Genomic DNA, 16,852 nt, shown 5'->3' with positions numbered 1-16,852 from the left:
TCGGCCTTCGTTTCTCGCAGGTTCGATTACGAGGGACTGACGAAGGAGATCATCGCCCATGGTTGCACAGGTCGGCAGGACACGAGTGGCCAGGACCGCTGGCTCCCTGCTCTCATGCCTGTTGCTGGCCCTGATGTTCCTGGTCCTGCAGACCCCGCAGTCGGCCATGGCGGCGAGCGGAGCCACGGATTATGACAGCTGGGCCCAGGTGGCTGGCTCAGTATCCCATCAGTTGGATAGAGGGTGCGAGGACTATGCCCGGGGGGATCGTGCCGGGGCGGCCTCGCAATTCATGGGGGCCTACAACGTAAGCTATGTGGGCTCAGGATTCGTTTCGGTCGTGGAGTCGACCCTGGGGCAGGACAGGCGCAACGCTCTGGACGGGCAGTTCCAGGCTCTGCAGGGCCAGGCCTACGCCCCGGATGCCGCGCAGGCCCTGACCCAGGGCAGTGAAAAGCTCAAGGCCGACCTGGTTGCTGCGGCCACCCAGCTGGATGCCACCCAAGGGCTGGCCAATCCCCGTGCCTATGCCAAGGCTCAGCAGGAGCAGATCAAGGCGGACCGTCGACGGCTGGACGCGGCCAAGAAGCATCGGAACATCGGCAAGGGCGACCGGACCTGGACCCAGGTGGCCCATGAGATGACGCCGATTCTCGATCAGGCGCTCGCCCAAGCGTCCAAGGGACAGGGCCAGGCGGGATCCGACCTGGTCAACAAGGCCTATTACCAGTATTACGAGAAGCTGGGCTTCGAAAAGAACGTCATGAATGCCATCAGTGGCAACAGGGTCTCCCAGGTCGAGTACCAGTTCAAGGAGACCCGGATGGCCATGGTGGCGGGCAAACCCGCCAAGACCCTGGTGAACGACCTCAAGAGCATGCTGGTCGAGGACGCAGCCACTCTGGACGGAGGCGCTGCGGACCAGGTCAATGGGTGGACGACCTTCCTGACCTCCGCCTTCGGCCAGGCCTTTGTGGTCCTGCTGAGGGAGGGGCTGGAGGCCATCCTGGTGGTGGCGGCCATCATCGCCTACCTGGTCAAGGCCGGCCATAAAGACAAGATTCGGCACATCTACTGGGGCATTGCGGCAGGTCTGGTGGCCAGCGGGCTGGTGGCCCTGCTCTTCACCCTGCTCTTCAACGGGAACGGTCCCCAGCAGGAGATCCTGGAGGGCGTGGTGGCCCTGGTAGCCATGCTCATGTTGCTCTACACCAGTAACTGGATGCTGTCCAAGTCCTCTGTGGAATCCTGGAACCACTACATCCGGAGCCGGACGGTGGCGGCCATCTCGAAGGGCAGCGTGATCTCCCTGGCCCTGCTCTCCTTCCTGGCGGTCTTCAGGGAGGGGGCGGAGACGGTCATGTTCTACCAGGCCATCTTCGCCATGGCTCCCGGTGGCAGACGGGAGATTTGGACCGGTTTTGCAGCTGCCGCCGTGGTCCTGGTCATCGTCTTCGTGCTCATTCGCTTCACCTCGGTCAAGATCCCCATCCGGCCCTTCTTCATCATCACCAGCCTGCTCATGGCGGTCATGGTGGTCATCTTCGCCGGCGGCGGTGTCCATGCCCTGATCGAGGGCGACCTAGTGCCGGCCACCTATCTGCCCGGTGTGCCCACCAGCGACTGGATCGGGCTGTATCCCTACACACAGACCATCGGCGCCCAGATCCTGGCCGCCTTGGTCGTGGTCGTGCTGGCAATTGTGTCGACCCGCCGCCTGCACAAGCAGGAGCAATCACGGTCGAATCAGGACTCCGGCGGGTCGCCGTCGGCAACCGTTCTTCAGACGGAAACCGAGCAGGCCGCCGAAGGGGCTGTGCCCTCTGAGGTCACGGCATCCATGCAAACACCAAAGAGCGAAGGACAATCATGAAGAAGAGACAATTGACCGCCCTGGTCGCGCTGGTGCTCTCAGGCACCCTGGCCCTGGCGGGGTGCGGCTCCAGCGGGTCAGGCACCCGTGAGGCCCAAGCGCCTGAGGCCTCCGGTGCCTCCCAGTCTTCGGCGGGCAAGGGGGCCGGGTTCGAGGAGATCCCCATCCCGCCCGACGATCAGCAGAAGGGTCCCCTGAACATCGGCACGGTCTTCTTCCAGCCCATCGACATGGAGCCCGCCTCCATGGGGCTGAAGGCAGCGGATGCCAGCCTGCACCTGGAGGCTGACATCCACGCCCTGCCCAACAACGACCTGGGCTATGCCAAGGGCGAGTTCGTTCCGGATCTGACCGTCAACTACACCATTCAGAACAAGGATGACCCCAACGACAAGCAGTCCGGCACCTTCATGCAGATGAACGCCTCGGATGGCCCGCATTACGGGGCCAACATCAAGATGGAGAAGGCCGGATCCTACAAGCTGACCTATTCCATCGACTCTCCTGAGAAGAAGGGCTGGATGCTGCACGTCGACCCGGAGACCGGCGTGAAGGGACACTTCTGGACCGAGCCCATCGTGGTCAGCTGGGACTGGGACTACACGCCCCACCAGTGGTAAGCTGCCATGCACCATGCTTGAACAATTTGTCACGGTCTTGCCGGGGACGCTGGCCCCGGCCCTCCTGGTCATGGTTTTCAGCGTGCTTCTGAGGGTTGGCGAGGGCCGCGATCGGCCCCGCTCCTCCTCCTGGCGACTGATTGGCCTGGGGGTCGGCGTGCTGGGGGCGTTGGTCTTCGCCCTCCTGCGCGCCACCGTGATCATCAACCGCCGGACCATGGTCAACTATCCGACCCTGGTGGCTTGCGTTCTGACCGATCTGGCGGCCATCGCGGTGGTGCTGGTCGCTGACCGGCTGGTCTCGGACTGGCATCGCCACCCCTGGGCCATGGATCTGGTCAACGCTCTGGCAGCCCTGGCCATAGCCCTGACCACCTTCCGAGCCCTGCCTGATGTCATCCTGCAGCTTACGGCCTTTGTGGAGCCGGGGGAGCCGGTGCTGACCTCGGCCATGCTCCTGCGGGCCCTGGGCTTCCTGCTCGGTCTGGCTGCCGCTGTGACGGTGGCTGCCATTCTGAGGACCATGCATACATCCTGCCCTCGGATGGCCTTTCGTCTGGCCGCCCTGCTCATGGTGGTCCTGCTGCTGATTCGGCACGGCGTAGCCCTGGTGGCCCTGATGCAGACCACCGGTCTGGTTCTTCTGCACGGCTGGGCCTTCCGGGTCATGGCCCTGGGTTACAACGCCGACCTGATCCTGGTCCTTGCCCAGGTGCTGGTCTTCATCATTCCGGTCCTGGCCTGCCTGGTTGCAGGCTGGCGCATGCCGGTGACCGGAGCCTCCACAGCCGACGACCGTAGCCACCGTGCCTTCCGCCGGAGGGCCCTGGCATCAGCGGTCTGGAGCCTGGTGGCCATGATCGGCGTCACCCTGGCCCTGACCGTGGGAACGGCCAAGGCCCACCAAGTGCCCGTGCTTTCGCCTCCAGAGCAGTATTCCTTGACTGCCCATACGGCTACCATCCGTTTCTCCCAGGTGGAGGATGGCCACCTGCACCGATTCAGCTACCGGGCCAAGGACGGCACCGAGATGCGCTTTATCATCATCCGCAAGAATGGCGCAGCCTACGGAGTCGGGCTGGATGCCTGCGAGAACTGCGGGGATGCAGGCTATTACGAAAAAGACGGCAAGATCATCTGCAAGAAATGCGATGTAGCCATCAACCTGGCCACCATCGGGTTCAAGGGCGGCTGCAATCCCGTACCCCTGCCATACAAAACCGGCCGGGGGGCCATACTGATCAGCACCGCCGACCTGGATGCTCTGTCCTCGCACTTCAAGAGCTGAAAAAGGGAAGGAGCGGTTGGTATGTTCTTCATGCGAATGATGCTGCGGTCATTCAGCCGCCAGTTCGGGCGAAGAATGCTCATCGCCGTCACGGTCTGCCTGTCGGCCTGCGTGGCCACGGCCATGCTGGGGGTGGTCTTCGATGTGGGCGACAAGCTCAACGCGGAACTGTCCACCTATGGATCCAATATCACGGTCCAGGCCAAGGCGGATGCCGTGGTCTCCGACCTCTATGGCGACCAGGAAGGCGGCCCCTCAGGCGATGAGTCAACGCCGACCGCCTTCCTCAAGGAGTCCCAGGTGCCCAAGATCAAGACCATCTTCTGGGCCTACAACATCACCGACTTTGCCCCCCGCCTGGACCTTCGCGGCACTGTGGACCAGGCCGCCGCCCCCCTGGTGGGCACCTGGTTCGGCCGGACCGTCAAGGTCGACAGCGGTGAAAGCAGCACTGCGGGTCTGAAAGGTCTTCGACCCTGGTGGAAGGTTCAAGGACGCTGGCCCAAGGACGAGGCTGGGTCCGGCGGCAGGACCGAGGCCATGATGGGCAAAGAGCTGGCTGCACGACTGGGCGGCCGTCAGGTTGGCGACCAGGTCAAGGTGGGTCTGGATGGTAAACAGCAGACTGTCACCATCGTGGGCATCTTCGACTCCGGTGATTCTGATGCCTCCTCCCTCTACCTGCCCACCAGACCCTTGCAGGAGATGTCCGGCCTGACCGATCAGATCGACCAGGTGGAGGTCAAGGCTCTGACCACTCCCGAGAACGACCTGGCCCGCAAGGCCGCACGAAACCCTGCTGCCCTCTCCCAGGACGAGTGGGAGACCTGGTACTGCACGGCCTATCCCTCATCCATCGCCTACCAGATCGAGGAGGCCATCCCCGGGTCCATGGCCAAGCAGGTCAGACAGGTGGCTGCCCTGCAGGGCGATGTTCTGCAGAAAACCCAGGCGGTCATGATTCTGATGACCGTACTCAGCCTGCTGGCGGCGGCCATCGCCGTAGCCAACCTGATGGCGTCCTCCATATCCGAGCGGTCCTCGGAGTTTGCCCTGCTCAAGGCTCTGGGCGCCACCGACGGGGCCGTGTCCCGACTGGTGCTGGCCGAGACGGCCCTGATTGCCCTGGCCGGGGCTCTGGTCGGTGCTCTGCTGGGCTCCGGAGTGGCTCAGATCGTGGGCAGGGTGGTCTTCGGCTCGGGCATTACCATGAGGCCCATGGTCTTCGTGCTGGTCTTCGTGCTGTTGGCCATTACAGTGCTGCTGGCGTCCATCTCGTCCATCAGATCGATTCTGCGGCTTCGGCCGGCGGAGGTGCTTCATGGCCGCTGATCGCCATAAGAGCCATATGACCAACACCCGCATGTTCCTGACCATGCTCTTCGGGGCCGTTTTCCGCCGTCGTGGCCGGGCCCTGATGGCCGTGGTGGCCTCCCTGGTGGGTGCCGCCACCCTCTTCTGCCTGGCGGCGGTCTGCATTGAGGCCCCTAGGCAGATCAACCAGGAGATGCGTTCCTACGGGGCCAACCTGGTCGTCTCGCCCATTCAGGGGGGCAATCGGTCCGGATCCGGCATTGAACAGGGCATGGTGGACCACACCACCCATATGGTGACCGTCAAGGCTCCGGCAAGGTACGCCACCTATCGATATGAGACGGTGCAGGTCAATGCCGGGGCCCGAGAGATGGCCGGCATCCACCCTGACCAGGTGCGTCAGCTCAACCGCCACTGGAGCGTGGAGGGTTCCTGGCCCCGGCCTGGTTCGGTCATGGTGGGGCGGGACCTGGCTGATTCACTGGGACTGACCACCGGCAAGCAGATGACCATCGGCTATCCGGCCGGACAGGTCACCGACACGGGCAAGGCCGGAGGCCAGGGCCGTGACTTTCGTGTGGGCGGCATTGTTGATACCGGTGGTCCCGAGGATCGGATCATCTACGCCGACCTGTCTGATCTGGAGCTCCTGACCGGGGCCAAGCGGGGCACCGATGTCATCGAATACTCGGTCAACACCATGGCCTCGGGGCTGAAGACCATTGCCGCAGGCATCAACGACATGACCTCCATGGGGGTCAAGGCCCGGCCGGTCACCAGGATCACAGCGGGCGACAGCCATACCATCGCCATGCTCCAGTCGCTCTTCTGGCTGGTTTCGGTGGTGGTGCTGGTCCTGACCTTTGTGGGCGTGGGGACCACCATGGCCTCCATCGTCTCCCAGCGGCGCAGCGAGATTGGCCTGCGCAAGGCCCTGGGCGCTTCCTCGCGGGGGATAGCCATGGAGTTTCTGGCGGAATCGGCTTGCTACGGATTGGCAGGAGGCCTGATCGGCACGGCCCTGGGCTATGGCTTCGCCCGGCTGCTCTGCCTGTCCGTCTTCCAACGGTCGCTGGGCTTCAACTGGTGGCTGGCCCTGGGCACGGTCCTGCTGAGCGTGGCCATATCCATGATCGCATCCATCCGGCCGGTCCTCCGGGCTTCGCGTATCGACCCGGCCCTGGTTTTGAGGGAGGAATGACAATGACGCAGGCAAAGGCGAGCGAATTCCAGTCGGGCGGCGGCATGCTGCTGGATCTGGACCATGTATCCAAGATCTACGGCGATCTGCACGCCCTGGACGATCTGAACCTGAGCGTCCCGCAGGGCCAGTGGCTGGCCGTGGTGGGGTCCTCCGGCTCGGGCAAGACCACGCTGATGAACATTCTGGGCTGCATGGACACCCCCAGCCGGGGGTCGGTCCGTCTGCAGGGGCGGCCGCTGGAGGATCTGAGCCAGTCCCAGCTGGCCGATGTGCGCAAGAATGTGATTGGCCTGGTCTTCCAGAAGTTCTACCTGGTCCCGCACCTGACCGCCCTGGAGAACGTCATGGTGGCCCAGTACTACCACTCGGTGGTGGATGAGGACCAGGCCATGAAGGCCCTGGACCGGGTGGGGCTGGCGGATCGGGCCCGCCACCTGCCCAGCCAGCTTTCGGGCGGCGAGCAGCAGCGGGTCTGTGTGGCCCGGGCGCTGATCAACGAGCCCAAACTGATTCTGGCTGACGAGCCCACTGGCAACCTGGACGAGGCCAACGAGCGGATCGTGCTGGATCTCTTCCGGCAATTGCATGACCAGGGAACCTCCCTGATTGTGGTCACGCATGATGCCCTGGTGGCCTCCTGCGCCCAGCGGGAGATCATGCTCAACCACGGTGTGCTGGCCGGCGAGCAGTGGAATGATGAGGAGGCCAAGCGGGCCTACCTGGCAGCCGGAGGCCGTCCGGCCTTCAGCGGGGCTCCTGTCGATTCAGGGGACCAGGATATTCCAGTGGGTTTCCATGACCCCACCAAGACGGCCAAGACCGGCGGCTCCCTGCCGGGATCGAATGCTGATGCAGAAGGAGGGCGTTGAAATGGCTAAAAGCAAGTCTCGGGGACTGGCCACGGCCTCGGCAACCCTGGCGACTCTGGTGGCGGTCGGCTCACTCCTGGGCGGTTGCGGAAGCCAGCAGGCCAAGCCCATGGACGACGAGTTCGTCGGATCTGGCGCCGAGTCCAGCTCTGCGCCAGAGTCAGGAGCCGGCTCTGCGGGCGAAGGTAATCCCACCGCCGTCTCCCGTGATGGACTGCCGACCGCCCCGGCTGACACGGGCAACTATCACGATGGCACCTACGCCCTGACGGGCAGGTACGGCCATGACGGGGCTGACAGCATTGATGTGGATCTGGACCTGTCGGGAGGCCAGGTGACCCGGGTCCAAGTCCAGGGGCATTCGGATTCGCCCATCTCGCGCGGCCACATGGAACGCTTCGCCCGGGCTGTGCCTGGAGTAGTCCAGGGGCGCCCACTCAAGGACCTCAAGGTGGACAAGGTGGCTGGGGCCAGCTGGACCTCGGATGCCTTCAACAAGGCCTTGGATCTGGCTCGGCTGGAAGCTTCGGCGGACAGGTCTTCCTGAGACCGGGCCGTACGGGTGGCAGAAACAAAAAGGGGCGAGGATTTGATTCCTCGCCCCTTTTCAAGCCTTCTATATTATAGGTCGTGTAGTTATATCGGTCGCCTCAGACCAACTATCGGTCCCACCAGGGCCGCAGCGGGTAGGTGTCCGTGCCGGTCTCGGGATCGGGCTTGATGCACTGGAACTGGTGTATCTGAATGTTGTCGAGCTCGAAGTTGAGCCGCGCGCCGGCCATGTACAGACCCCAGAGACGCGCCTTGGGCTCGCCCACCATGGGCTTGGCCTGGCCCCAATGCTCCTGGAGGTTCTCGGTCCAGTGCTTGAGGGTCAGCGCATAGTGCTGGCGCAGGTTCTCCTGGGTAATGACCTCGAAGCCGGTGTCCTGGATGGCCAGTTCGATCTCGGCCGGGCTGGCCAGCTCACCGTCGGGGAAGATGTAGCGGTCGATGAATCCGCCTGCCCGCTTGTGGTCGTGGGAGTTGGTGCGGGTGATCTGGTGGTTGAGCAGGATGCCGCCCGGACGCAGCTTGTCCATCATCTCCTTGAAGTAGGAGGGGTACTGCTTGTAGCCCACATGCTCCATCATGCCGATGGAGCAGATTCCATCGAAGCCGGACTCGGGCACGTCGCGATAATCCATCAGCCGGACCTCGGCCAGATCCTGCAGACCCTCCTGGCGAATCCAGTTCTGGGCCCACTCCACCTGCTCCTCAGCCAGAGTCACGCCGATGACGTGAATGCCACGGCGGGCGGCCGCTATTGCCATGGAGCCCCAGCCGCAGCCCACGTCCAGCAGACGGTCGCCCTTATTCAGGTGCATCTTGTCCAGGACCATGTTGAGCTTGTGCCACTGAGCGTCCTCCAGGCTGCCGTCCGCCTTCTCAAAGACGGCACAGGTGTAGGTCATGGAGGAGCCCAGGAAGAGCCGATAGAAGTCGTTGGACTGGTCGTAGTGGTAACTGACAGTGGCTGCGTCGCCCCGGCGGGTGTGGGGACGGATGCCCTCAGATAGTCGCTTGGCCAGCGAGGGCCCTTCGATGGCCGGTGGCTCGGGCACGCGCACTCCGTGAGAGAAGACAGCTCCTGCGGCCCGGGCCAGCTCCATCTTGCTGGGATGCTTGACGAAGTGCTTGAGACCCATCAGTTCCTTGAGAACCTGGTATGGGTTGCCTGGCAGCAGCTCGGGAGAGTCCAGATCGCCCTGCAGGTAGGCGCGGGCCAGACCCAGGTCGTTGGGATTTTCCGTGATGTAGTACATGGCACGGGAATTCTTGACTTCCAGATGCAGTGGCGCTTGGTCCTGCCCGAAGACCGACCCATCGAAGGCGGTCACCTGCACAGGCGCGTCAGGGGTGAGGAAGAGCCCGATCATCTCGGCTACAGTCATCTTGCTTTTGGCCATAAAGCCCCCTTGTGTGACCCGACATGACCGAACATGGCGGGTCTGGTAGTTAGTGGATACAAGTACTGTCTTCACCCTACCCCTGACACTGGTCCCTGTTGGTCCTATGTTCGGGGAATTATTCCGCATGGGAAACCTTGCCTGGGTACAGACTCTTTGGTAAGGCTGAGCATGGAGGCGAGCAGGAAATGGCCAGCAGCGGATCAGCGTCGGTTGGGGCAGATGAGGCCTGGATTAAGGGCACTCTTGCCAGATTGGGGCATTCGCGCTTCCGGGCCGGTTTCTCCCTGTCAGCCAAGGACCGCGCCTACGCCCGCGCCAAGGGCAAGGATACCATCGATCGCCACGCCCATGAGATGCTGGCCAAGCGTGTGGGGCCGGCCCATCCGCTGAAGGACGGCAAACAGACTCCCTACCGCGGGCATCCGGTTTTCACGGCCCAGCATGCAACGGCCACCTGCTGCCGGGGGTGCATCGAGCGCTGGCACCACATCCCGCGTGGCAGGGCTCTGACCGATGCAGAGGTGGATGCCCTGGCCAGGCTGGTCATGGCCTGGATCGAGCGCGATTTGGTCAATCATCCGGTTCGCTCGGCCTGACGGAAGTCGCTACTTTTTGTTCTTGGCTCCGGAGCGGGGAATGCCCAGAAGTTTGCGTGCCTCTGCTGCCAGCTTTTTCGGTGTCTTGCGCACTCCGCTCTCTTCGGCATCCTTGATGATGGTCTTCACATCCAGGTCGGGATTGCGGTCCTGGGTGGCCACCAGGTCGCGTGCCTCCTGTCGGTTGAGCACAGTGGGCAAGGTGCCGGGCATGGGGCGCCGGGCGGTCTCAGCCAGGAAGAGCACGGTAACAAGACCGCAGGTCGAGGTGAACATGATCCAGTAGGCAGGTGCCAGGGACTTGCCGGTCGCGGTCACCAGCCCTTCCATGATGACAGGCGCGGTTCCGCCGAAGACGGCTACAGCCAGGTTGTATGACAGCCCCATGCCGCCGTAACGGGAGGCAGTGGGGAAGAGGGCCGGCAAGGTGGAGGCCAGGTTGGCCACGAAGAAGATGACCGGGATGGCCAGCAGAACCAATCCGCCGAAAACGGCGCCCGTGGTTTCGTGCTCCAACAGTCGGAAAGCGGGCAGGGACAGGCAGAGTCCAGTGAATGCTCCCATAAACAGCACCTTCTTGCGGCCAAAGCGGTCGGAAAGGGCTCCGGTGATGGGGATGCAGCAGGCCACCATGAGCAGGACCGGCAGGGAGAGCAGGTTGGCCTGGGCTGTGTTGTAGTGCAGGGTGCCCGACAAGTAGGTGGGCATGTAGGCGGTCAGCGTGTAGCTCAGGGTGTTGGCCGCGGCCACCAGGATGAAGGCCATGAGCAGTTCCCGCCAATAGCCCCGGATCAGGTCCAGCAGGCTCTTGTGCTGGCTCTTGGTCTTCTCGTCGCTGGCATCCTGGGCTTGACGGAAAGCAGGGGTGTCCTGGACCTTGGCCCGGAAGTAGACCGCGATGGCAGCCAGCGGCAGGGCGATGATGAAGGGGATGCGCCAGCCCCAGGCCAGCATGGCTTCTGGGGAGATGGAGAACTCCAGGAGGGAGACCAAGGCTGCTCCGAAGGCGTAGCCCAGGTAGGATCCCACGTCCAGCAGGGAGGCGAAGAAGCCGCGATGCCGATCCGGTGAGTATTCGGTGACCATGGTCGAGGCGCCCGCATACTCGCCGCCTGTGGAGAAGCCTTGGATCAGCTTGAGCAGGATAAGCAGAATAGGTGCCAGCGGACCGACGGCCGCATAGCTGGGTAGAAGGCCGATCAGCAGGGTGGCTGCGGACATGCTCAGCAGGGTGAAGGCCAAAATGCGCTGACGGCCGATCTTGTCGCCCAGCTGGCCCAGGACCACGCCGCCCAGAGGCCGTGCGACGAAGGTGACAGCGAAAACACCCAAAGAGAAGAGCCGCTGCACGGCATCGGATGCGTCGGACAGGAAGACGCGGCCGATGGTCACCGCCAGGTAGCCGTAGACCCCTACGTCATACCATTCCATGAAGTTGCCGACCACGGTGCCGGCGATGGCCCGCTTGAGGGTGGACCTGTCCACCACGTTGATGTCGGTCAGATGCAGGCGCTCGCTCCAGCCCCGGTGCGGTTTGGGATTCTGTTTGCGGGCCCTGCGCTTTTCCGCGGCCTGCTGCTTCTTCAGTTGCTTGGCTGTCTGCCTATCGCGCCGTTCCTGATTGTGATGGCCGCTGTCAGCAGCCGAAATTTTATCGTCCTCTGCCATTATTCCTTCTCCGGCCACAAGGCCGTTGTTCGTCTATTCCGCCTTTGTGAGTTCTCTGCCTGCCTCTTCCTCTAGCGGTTTTCACAAAAATGCCATAAATACACAGCTTACCACGCCTCATGATGAAGGCTATGGTGGACCCGGCTCCGGCCCACCATAGCCCACTTGGTCGGATTTGATCAGACCTTGAGGAATCCGGGGTCCCGGTAGTCGGGATCAGGATACTGGTAGAAGCCCTGACCGGTCTCTTCGCCCAGCTTGCCTTGGTCTATCATGGCCTTGAGCTTGTCCAGGAGGGGCTTGGCTTGAGGATTGTCACCCTGGCGCTGGCAGAGGATGTTGTATGCGGTCCGAAGGCCGACCATGTCGTAGAAGCCGAAGGGTCCCTTGGGCGCGCCAGTGGCAATCATCCAGGTTTTGTCGATAGTCTGTGGATCGGCCACATCGTGCGCCCATAGCATGCCGGCGGCGCCCATGAGTGGCATCAGCAACGTGTTGAGCACATAGCCGGGCTGTTCCTTGTGCAGCTGGATGGGGACCATGCCAATTTCCCGGGCAAAGGAAACGATTCGGTTGTAGATGTCCGGATCCGTTTGATCGGTTCCCATGATTTCAGCAGTATTCATCAGCCAGATCTGGTTGGCGAAGTGCAAGTTCAGGAATTTGTCTGGCCTGCCTGTGTCGGCTGCAAAAGTGCTGGGCACGTAGGTGGAGGAGTTACTGGCGAAAATAGTGTTCTCGGGTGCCAGTTTGGCCAGGCTCTGGTAGAAGTCGTGCTTGATGGAGGGCTTCTCGGGAATTGCCTCGATGACCAGATCCGCGCTCTTGACTGCCTCGCTCAGGTCGGTGGTGAAGCTCATTCGACCTAACCCGGCATCAAACTGTTCGTCTGTTGCTTTTATGTCGCGCTTATAGGCGGCGCGAAGCGCTTTGACCCGTTCTCTGGCCGCTGCTACGGCATCGTCTCCGATGTCGTAGACCGTGACATTTTTGCCCTTGAATGCACATTGATAGGCGATCTGACTGCCCAAAACGCCACCACCGGCGACGGTGACCTGTTCGATCTCTGTCATAAATGACCTCTTTCATTGTGTCGGCACCCTTCCTTGGATGCCTGATTCAATGCTAGTAAAGAGGCGCAGTCGGCGGTTTGCGAGGGTTGGCGAGCAGCTTGACGGTTAGATTCGCTTGGAAATCGGCAGTGAAAACAGACCCTCCCATTGCGGGGAGGCGAGTTGCGTTGTGGTCCCCTGCAACGGGTGGGTCCTGTTTGGTGAAAACGGTTCTCTCAGGCCTTCAGGAAGTCAGGATCCGCAAAGGCGGGGTTGGGATAGGTGTAGAACCCTTCTCCCGAATCCTTACCGGTCTTGCCTTCGTCCATCATCTTCTGGATCTTCTCCAGGAAGGGCTTGAAGTCAGGGTTGTCTCCCCGCTGTTCCTTGGTGATATTGAAGGCGGTCCGCAGTCCCACAACGTCAAAGATGGCAAAGGGTCCCATGGGCGCACCTGTTGCGATCATCCAGGTCTTGTCCACGGTCTCCGGATCCGCGATGCCCTGACCCCAAAGGTAGGAGGCGGCTTCGAGCAGGGGGATGAGGAGGGTGTTCAGGACGTATCCGGGCTGTTCCTTCTTCAGGACGATGGGAACCATGCCGATCTCCTTGGCATAGTCCACGATTTCATTGAAGACCTTGGGGTCGGTCTGATCGGTGCCCATGATCTCAGCCGTGTTGTAGAGCCAAACCTGGTTGGCAAAGTGCATGTTCAGGAACTTGTCCGGCCTGCCCGTGTCAGCTGCGAAAGTGCTGGGCACGTAGGTGGAGGAGTTGCTGGTGAAGATGGCATCCTTGGGGGCCAGCTTGGCCAGGTTCTGGTAAAGGTCATGCTTGATCGAGGGCTTTTCCGGGACTGCTTCAATGACCAGGTCAGCGTCCTTGACGGCCTCGGCCATGTCGGCTGTAAAGGACATATTGTTCAGTCCGGCGTCGAATTGTTCATCGGTGGCATTGATGTCGTGCTTGTAGGAATCGCGCAGATTCTTGACACGCTCCTCGGCGGCCGCCACAGCCTGGTCATTGATGTCGTAGATCGTTACCTTCTTACCCTTGAAGGCTGATTGATAGGCGATTTGGCTGCCAAGCACCCCACCGCCGGCAACCGTGACATTATGAATGTTCGTCATAGAAACCTCTTTCCATAGCAATGCATCCGTCCTTGGATACTTATTCCATACTACTTGCAGTACCTGGGATTATTCTGGGTGTCCCTATGTTCCTGAAAGGCTGGAATAAGGGGATAAATCATGGTCTTTTCGGCCGTTCAAGCAAGCGTGTGAAACAATGAGAATTTTGTCGCTTTGCTCACATGAGTGTTCTGTGGCAGTCGTCGTTGGGGTGGGGTTGAGAGCTGCCATATAACCCGATTGTCCATCTGCATTCCTTGCTATACACGAGAGGGAAGAGTCGCCGGCCTTAGGAGGACAGTCAGAGAATCTGGCAGAACTCGATGGTCTCCTGGTTGGGGCCGATAACGTTGAAGTAGCGGATTCCCTGCTGCCAGAAAGTGGGAATGGACTGGATGGCCTTCTCTCTGATGGTCAACCCCATCTCCAGGGCATGCTCGTAAGCAGCATCGATGTCTGGCGCGTCCAGCGCCCAGTGGTTGATGGCCCCGGTGCGCATGGGCGCAGGCTCGCCCTCCCAGGTCTCGATGGTCAAATGTCCCAGGCGCAAAAAGGCGCATCGATTCTCTTCGTTGGGGTAGATGCCGACCAGTTCGAACCCGAGTTTGTTGGTGTAGAAGTCGATGGTCTCGTCCAGATCACGGGCGACCATGCCCGAGTGCTGCAGGTCCTTGGCATAGTCCGACATTGGTCTCATGATGGCTGCTCCTTTGGTGATTTGATGCTGCGATGCTTCCTTGCATCTACTCTAGGCGGTGGTGCGTGTGGAGATGGGGCGAGATGGAAAGTGGAACAGGCTTCGTAGCCTGAACCTTCAGAATCCTCCAATGTCCAGCATGAAAGCGAATAGGCTCTCAGTGTTAACCGAGAGCTGGGAGGCGAAAGTCGGTACTTGGGATGTTTCCAGAGGCGATTGTGGCCGTATACCTCGTTACGAACCTTGTCGACGATTGTCACTTGGTCCTTGTTGGCCAGAACCTCCAGTGTCGCCAAAACGTTGCTGACAAGGCGAACTGAGGGTTGTAGTACCGGTTGTTGCACAGGGTGGAATATGAGCGTGAAAGCTTAATGAAATTGGAAACGGGATGAATCATGTCTCGATTGAATAGGAAGTCGGGCCAGGACGAGCGGTCCTGACCCGATGTGAATGACGATGAGCTTCCGTGACTATGTGACGGATAGATCAGAGTATGCCCAGCAGCTCGTGGTTTCTGCTGTCCCTTGCGAATACCGGCAGAGTATCCAGCGGGGCTTCTGCAGTGATCGTCTGACCCCCGTTGTACATCGCTCCGTCGCGAAGATCCTGCCACTGCGTAGTCGCGTCCCCAGGCAAGTAGACCTGTCGGGATCTGGCTCCTTCCTCTACTACGGGGGCTACCAGCAGATCAGGTCCGAGCATATACTCGTCGGCGATATCGGAGGCAGCGTCGTCATTGGGGAATTCGTAGAACAGTCCTCTGATGAGCGGCTGCCCGTCCTCATGTGCCTGGGCAAACAGCTCACGCAGATAAGGGCGAAGATGCTCTCGGATCTTGATGAACTTGACATAGATGTCTTCGACGGACTTTCCATAGCTCCATGGTTCGTTGCTCGCTCCGGACGGTAATCGTCGTTCGCCTTGCGCCGTAGTGATGGCGGTCTTGGTGGTCCCGTCAGGGTGGTGCTGGCTACGGTCACCGTGATTGCGCATGACGGGCGAGAAGCAGGAGAATTGCGCCCAGCGCAACAGCAGTTCGCGGAATGTGGGATCGTCGATATCACCATCGTGGAAGCCACCCAGGTCGGTGGTGAACCAAGAAATGCCGGCCATGCCCATATGGATAGCGCAGGTGATTTGTGCTCTGAACGCCTCGAAGGTGGATGCTACATCGCCCGACCATACAAGAGCCCCATATTGCTGGGATCCGGCCCATGCGCATCTGGTGAGGTTAACGATCTGTCCCTGGCGCCCATAGGCCAGCTGTCCCTCGTAGAATCCCTTGTTGTATTCCCGCGGATACAGATTGGCTGTCTGCTGAGCAGGTCCAGCCCAGTAGCGGTAATTGCTGAAATCGTAAGTGCCATACTCCGGTTCGGCCTCATCCAGCCAGAATGCGTCGACGCCGACATCGGCGTAGTGCTCACGGCATTTCTCCCATACATATTGGCGGGCTCTAGGGTTGGTGGCGTCGTAGAATTGGCTGGGTCCCTCGAACATCATGCCGATGTCTTCGCCGTGGTCTGCCCGTACCAGCAGATTCTTGGCTTTCATCTCTGGATAGTTTTCAGAAGTCAGTGCTATCTGCGGCCAGACTGACACCATGAGTCGGATCCCCATCTTGTGCAATTCGTTGCTCATGCTGACGGGATCCGGCCAGAATTCGTCTTCGAATCTGAAATCACCCATGTGGGGCCAATGGAAGAAATCGATGACAATGAGATCCAGAGGAATGCTGCGTTTTTTGAACTCTCTGGCAACCTCCAGCAATTGATCCTGGTTCCAATAGCGCAGCTTGCTCTGCCAAAATCCAAGGCCCCATTCAGGCATCTGAGGAGCATGACCGGTAGCGTCTGCGTAATTGGACATGATAGAGCGGTAATCGGCACCGGCTGTAACCCAGTAATCAATCTGTCGAGTGCTGTCCGCCGACCATTGGGTCTTGTTTTTCCCAAAACTGACGGAACCGACGGCTGGATTGTTCCAGAGGAATCCGTATCCACAGCTGGAGACGACGAAGGGTATGGAGATTTGCGAGTTCCTATGGGCCAGTTCGAGCGTGCAGCCTTTCAGATTCATGATGTTCTGTTGATATTCGCCCATGCCGTAGAGACGTTCGTTTTCCGGAGGGACGAACGTTACCTTGACCTGGTGGTCGCCTCCCACGATGGGAGTGAAAGAACGCGCTCTTAAATTCAGGGAGCCGCCATCGTTCATCTCGCTGAAGAGCAGCTTGCCGTCGGCGCGCCAAAAGCTGAGCAGGCATTTCGGCTCGGTATAGCCGCTGCCGCCGTAAACGCCATCTGAGGCCTGTGCTTTGACCATTAGGGATCCGTTGATTATGGTGGCCTGGCCTTGCTGGTCATCGATGCTTATACGCACTGCCTCTGCAGGCTCGTGGTGGTCGTGTAAAAGCGCCCAGTCCGGGTCTTCAGGCTCGTGCATCTGCGAGGATCGGACGCGTATCGAATCTGTTCCCCAGGGCTCGATGCGAAGGTATTCGCCGTCGCCTGTCCACTGCAGCGCCTGGCCGTCGGTGGTAAATGTTGAATGTAGCATTGATTCAGTACCCTTTCAATTGGTTGATTC

Annotated in this window: 14 protein-coding genes; 8 read left to right on the top strand and 6 right to left on the bottom strand. The window is 60.7% G+C overall.

The window, feature by feature from the left end; translation table 11 throughout:
- The first annotated feature begins 58 nt into the window (after nt 1–58).
- The 7 genes from H3T89_RS04595 to H3T89_RS04565 are packed head-to-tail and all read left to right on the top strand — an operon-like array spanning nt 59 to nt 7,715.
- Complete coding sequence (locus H3T89_RS04595) at nt 59–1,873, top strand: FTR1 family iron permease (RefSeq protein ID WP_198216345.1); 1,815 nt, start codon at nt 59–61, stop codon at nt 1,871–1,873.
- A complete protein-coding gene (locus H3T89_RS04590) occupies nt 1,870–2,493 on the top strand; it encodes an iron transporter (RefSeq protein ID WP_015022628.1) in 624 nt (207 codons plus the stop codon). The genes H3T89_RS04595 and H3T89_RS04590 overlap by 4 nt, the downstream gene beginning before the upstream one ends.
- A 13-nt stretch (nt 2,494–2,506) precedes the next feature.
- Nucleotides 2,507–3,781, top strand: coding sequence for a DUF2318 domain-containing protein (locus tag H3T89_RS04585; protein WP_198216344.1), 1,275 nt, complete (start codon nt 2,507–2,509; stop codon nt 3,779–3,781).
- A 21-nt stretch (nt 3,782–3,802) separates the two neighbouring features.
- The gene (locus tag H3T89_RS04580) at nt 3,803–5,113 is read left to right on the top strand and encodes an ABC transporter permease (protein ID WP_015022626.1); all 1,311 of its coding nucleotides are present in this window, start codon (nt 3,803–3,805) and stop codon (nt 5,111–5,113) included.
- A 16-nt stretch (nt 5,114–5,129) separates the two neighbouring features.
- Entirely contained in the window at nt 5,130–6,296 is a 1,167-nt protein-coding gene (locus H3T89_RS04575) for an ABC transporter permease (RefSeq protein ID WP_033510884.1), read from the top strand.
- 44 nt (nt 6,297–6,340) lie between these two features.
- Complete coding sequence (locus tag H3T89_RS04570) at nt 6,341–7,168, top strand: ABC transporter ATP-binding protein (RefSeq protein ID WP_044091125.1); 828 nt, start codon at nt 6,341–6,343, stop codon at nt 7,166–7,168.
- Between the two features lies 1 nt (nt 7,169).
- Entirely contained in the window at nt 7,170–7,715 is a 546-nt protein-coding gene (locus tag H3T89_RS04565) for an FMN-binding protein (protein WP_015022623.1), read from the top strand.
- Between the two features lie 112 nt (nt 7,716–7,827).
- Here the strand turns inward: H3T89_RS04565 and H3T89_RS04560 are convergent, their stop codons facing one another.
- Entirely contained in the window at nt 7,828–9,117 is a 1,290-nt protein-coding gene (locus H3T89_RS04560) for a class I SAM-dependent methyltransferase (RefSeq protein ID WP_015022622.1), read from the bottom strand.
- 188 nt (nt 9,118–9,305) lie between these two features.
- Between H3T89_RS04560 and H3T89_RS04555 the strand changes: the two genes are divergently transcribed.
- On the top strand, nt 9,306–9,716 hold the full coding sequence (locus H3T89_RS04555; protein WP_015022621.1) for a DUF4186 domain-containing protein: 411 nt from the start codon (nt 9,306–9,308) through the stop codon (nt 9,714–9,716).
- A gap of 9 nt (nt 9,717–9,725) precedes the next feature.
- On the opposite strand, the gene H3T89_RS04550 is transcribed toward H3T89_RS04555, so the two are convergent.
- From H3T89_RS04550 to H3T89_RS04530, 5 genes are all read right to left on the bottom strand, one after another.
- A complete protein-coding gene (locus H3T89_RS04550; protein ID WP_198216343.1) occupies nt 9,726–11,384 on the bottom strand; it encodes an MFS transporter in 1,659 nt (552 codons plus the stop codon).
- Between the two features lie 179 nt (nt 11,385–11,563).
- Nucleotides 11,564–12,457 carry a 3-hydroxyacyl-CoA dehydrogenase gene (locus H3T89_RS04545; protein WP_198216342.1) on the bottom strand — a complete coding sequence of 298 codons (894 nt, stop codon included), beginning with the start codon at nt 12,455–12,457 and terminating at the stop codon, nt 11,564–11,566.
- Between the two features lie 215 nt (nt 12,458–12,672).
- Nucleotides 12,673–13,566 (bottom strand): 3-hydroxyacyl-CoA dehydrogenase, encoded by an 894-nt coding sequence (locus H3T89_RS04540; RefSeq protein WP_015022614.1) that lies wholly within the window; start codon nt 13,564–13,566, stop codon nt 12,673–12,675.
- 301 nt (nt 13,567–13,867) lie between these two features.
- On the bottom strand, nt 13,868–14,263 hold the full coding sequence (locus H3T89_RS04535) for a VOC family protein (RefSeq protein WP_232348443.1): 396 nt from the start codon (nt 14,261–14,263) through the stop codon (nt 13,868–13,870).
- A gap of 486 nt (nt 14,264–14,749) precedes the next feature.
- Nucleotides 14,750–16,822 carry a glycoside hydrolase family 31 protein gene (locus tag H3T89_RS04530; protein WP_198216341.1) on the bottom strand — a complete coding sequence of 691 codons (2,073 nt, stop codon included), beginning with the start codon at nt 16,820–16,822 and terminating at the stop codon, nt 14,750–14,752.
- Between the last annotated feature and the right edge of the window lie 30 nt (nt 16,823–16,852).

The organism is Bifidobacterium sp. W8114 (assembly GCF_016101165.1).
Taxonomy (GTDB): domain Bacteria; phylum Actinomycetota; class Actinomycetes; order Actinomycetales; family Bifidobacteriaceae; genus Bombiscardovia; species Bombiscardovia asteroides.
The sequence above is the reverse complement of the archived record's forward strand: the minus strand, read 5'-3'. Positions and strand labels throughout refer to the sequence as shown.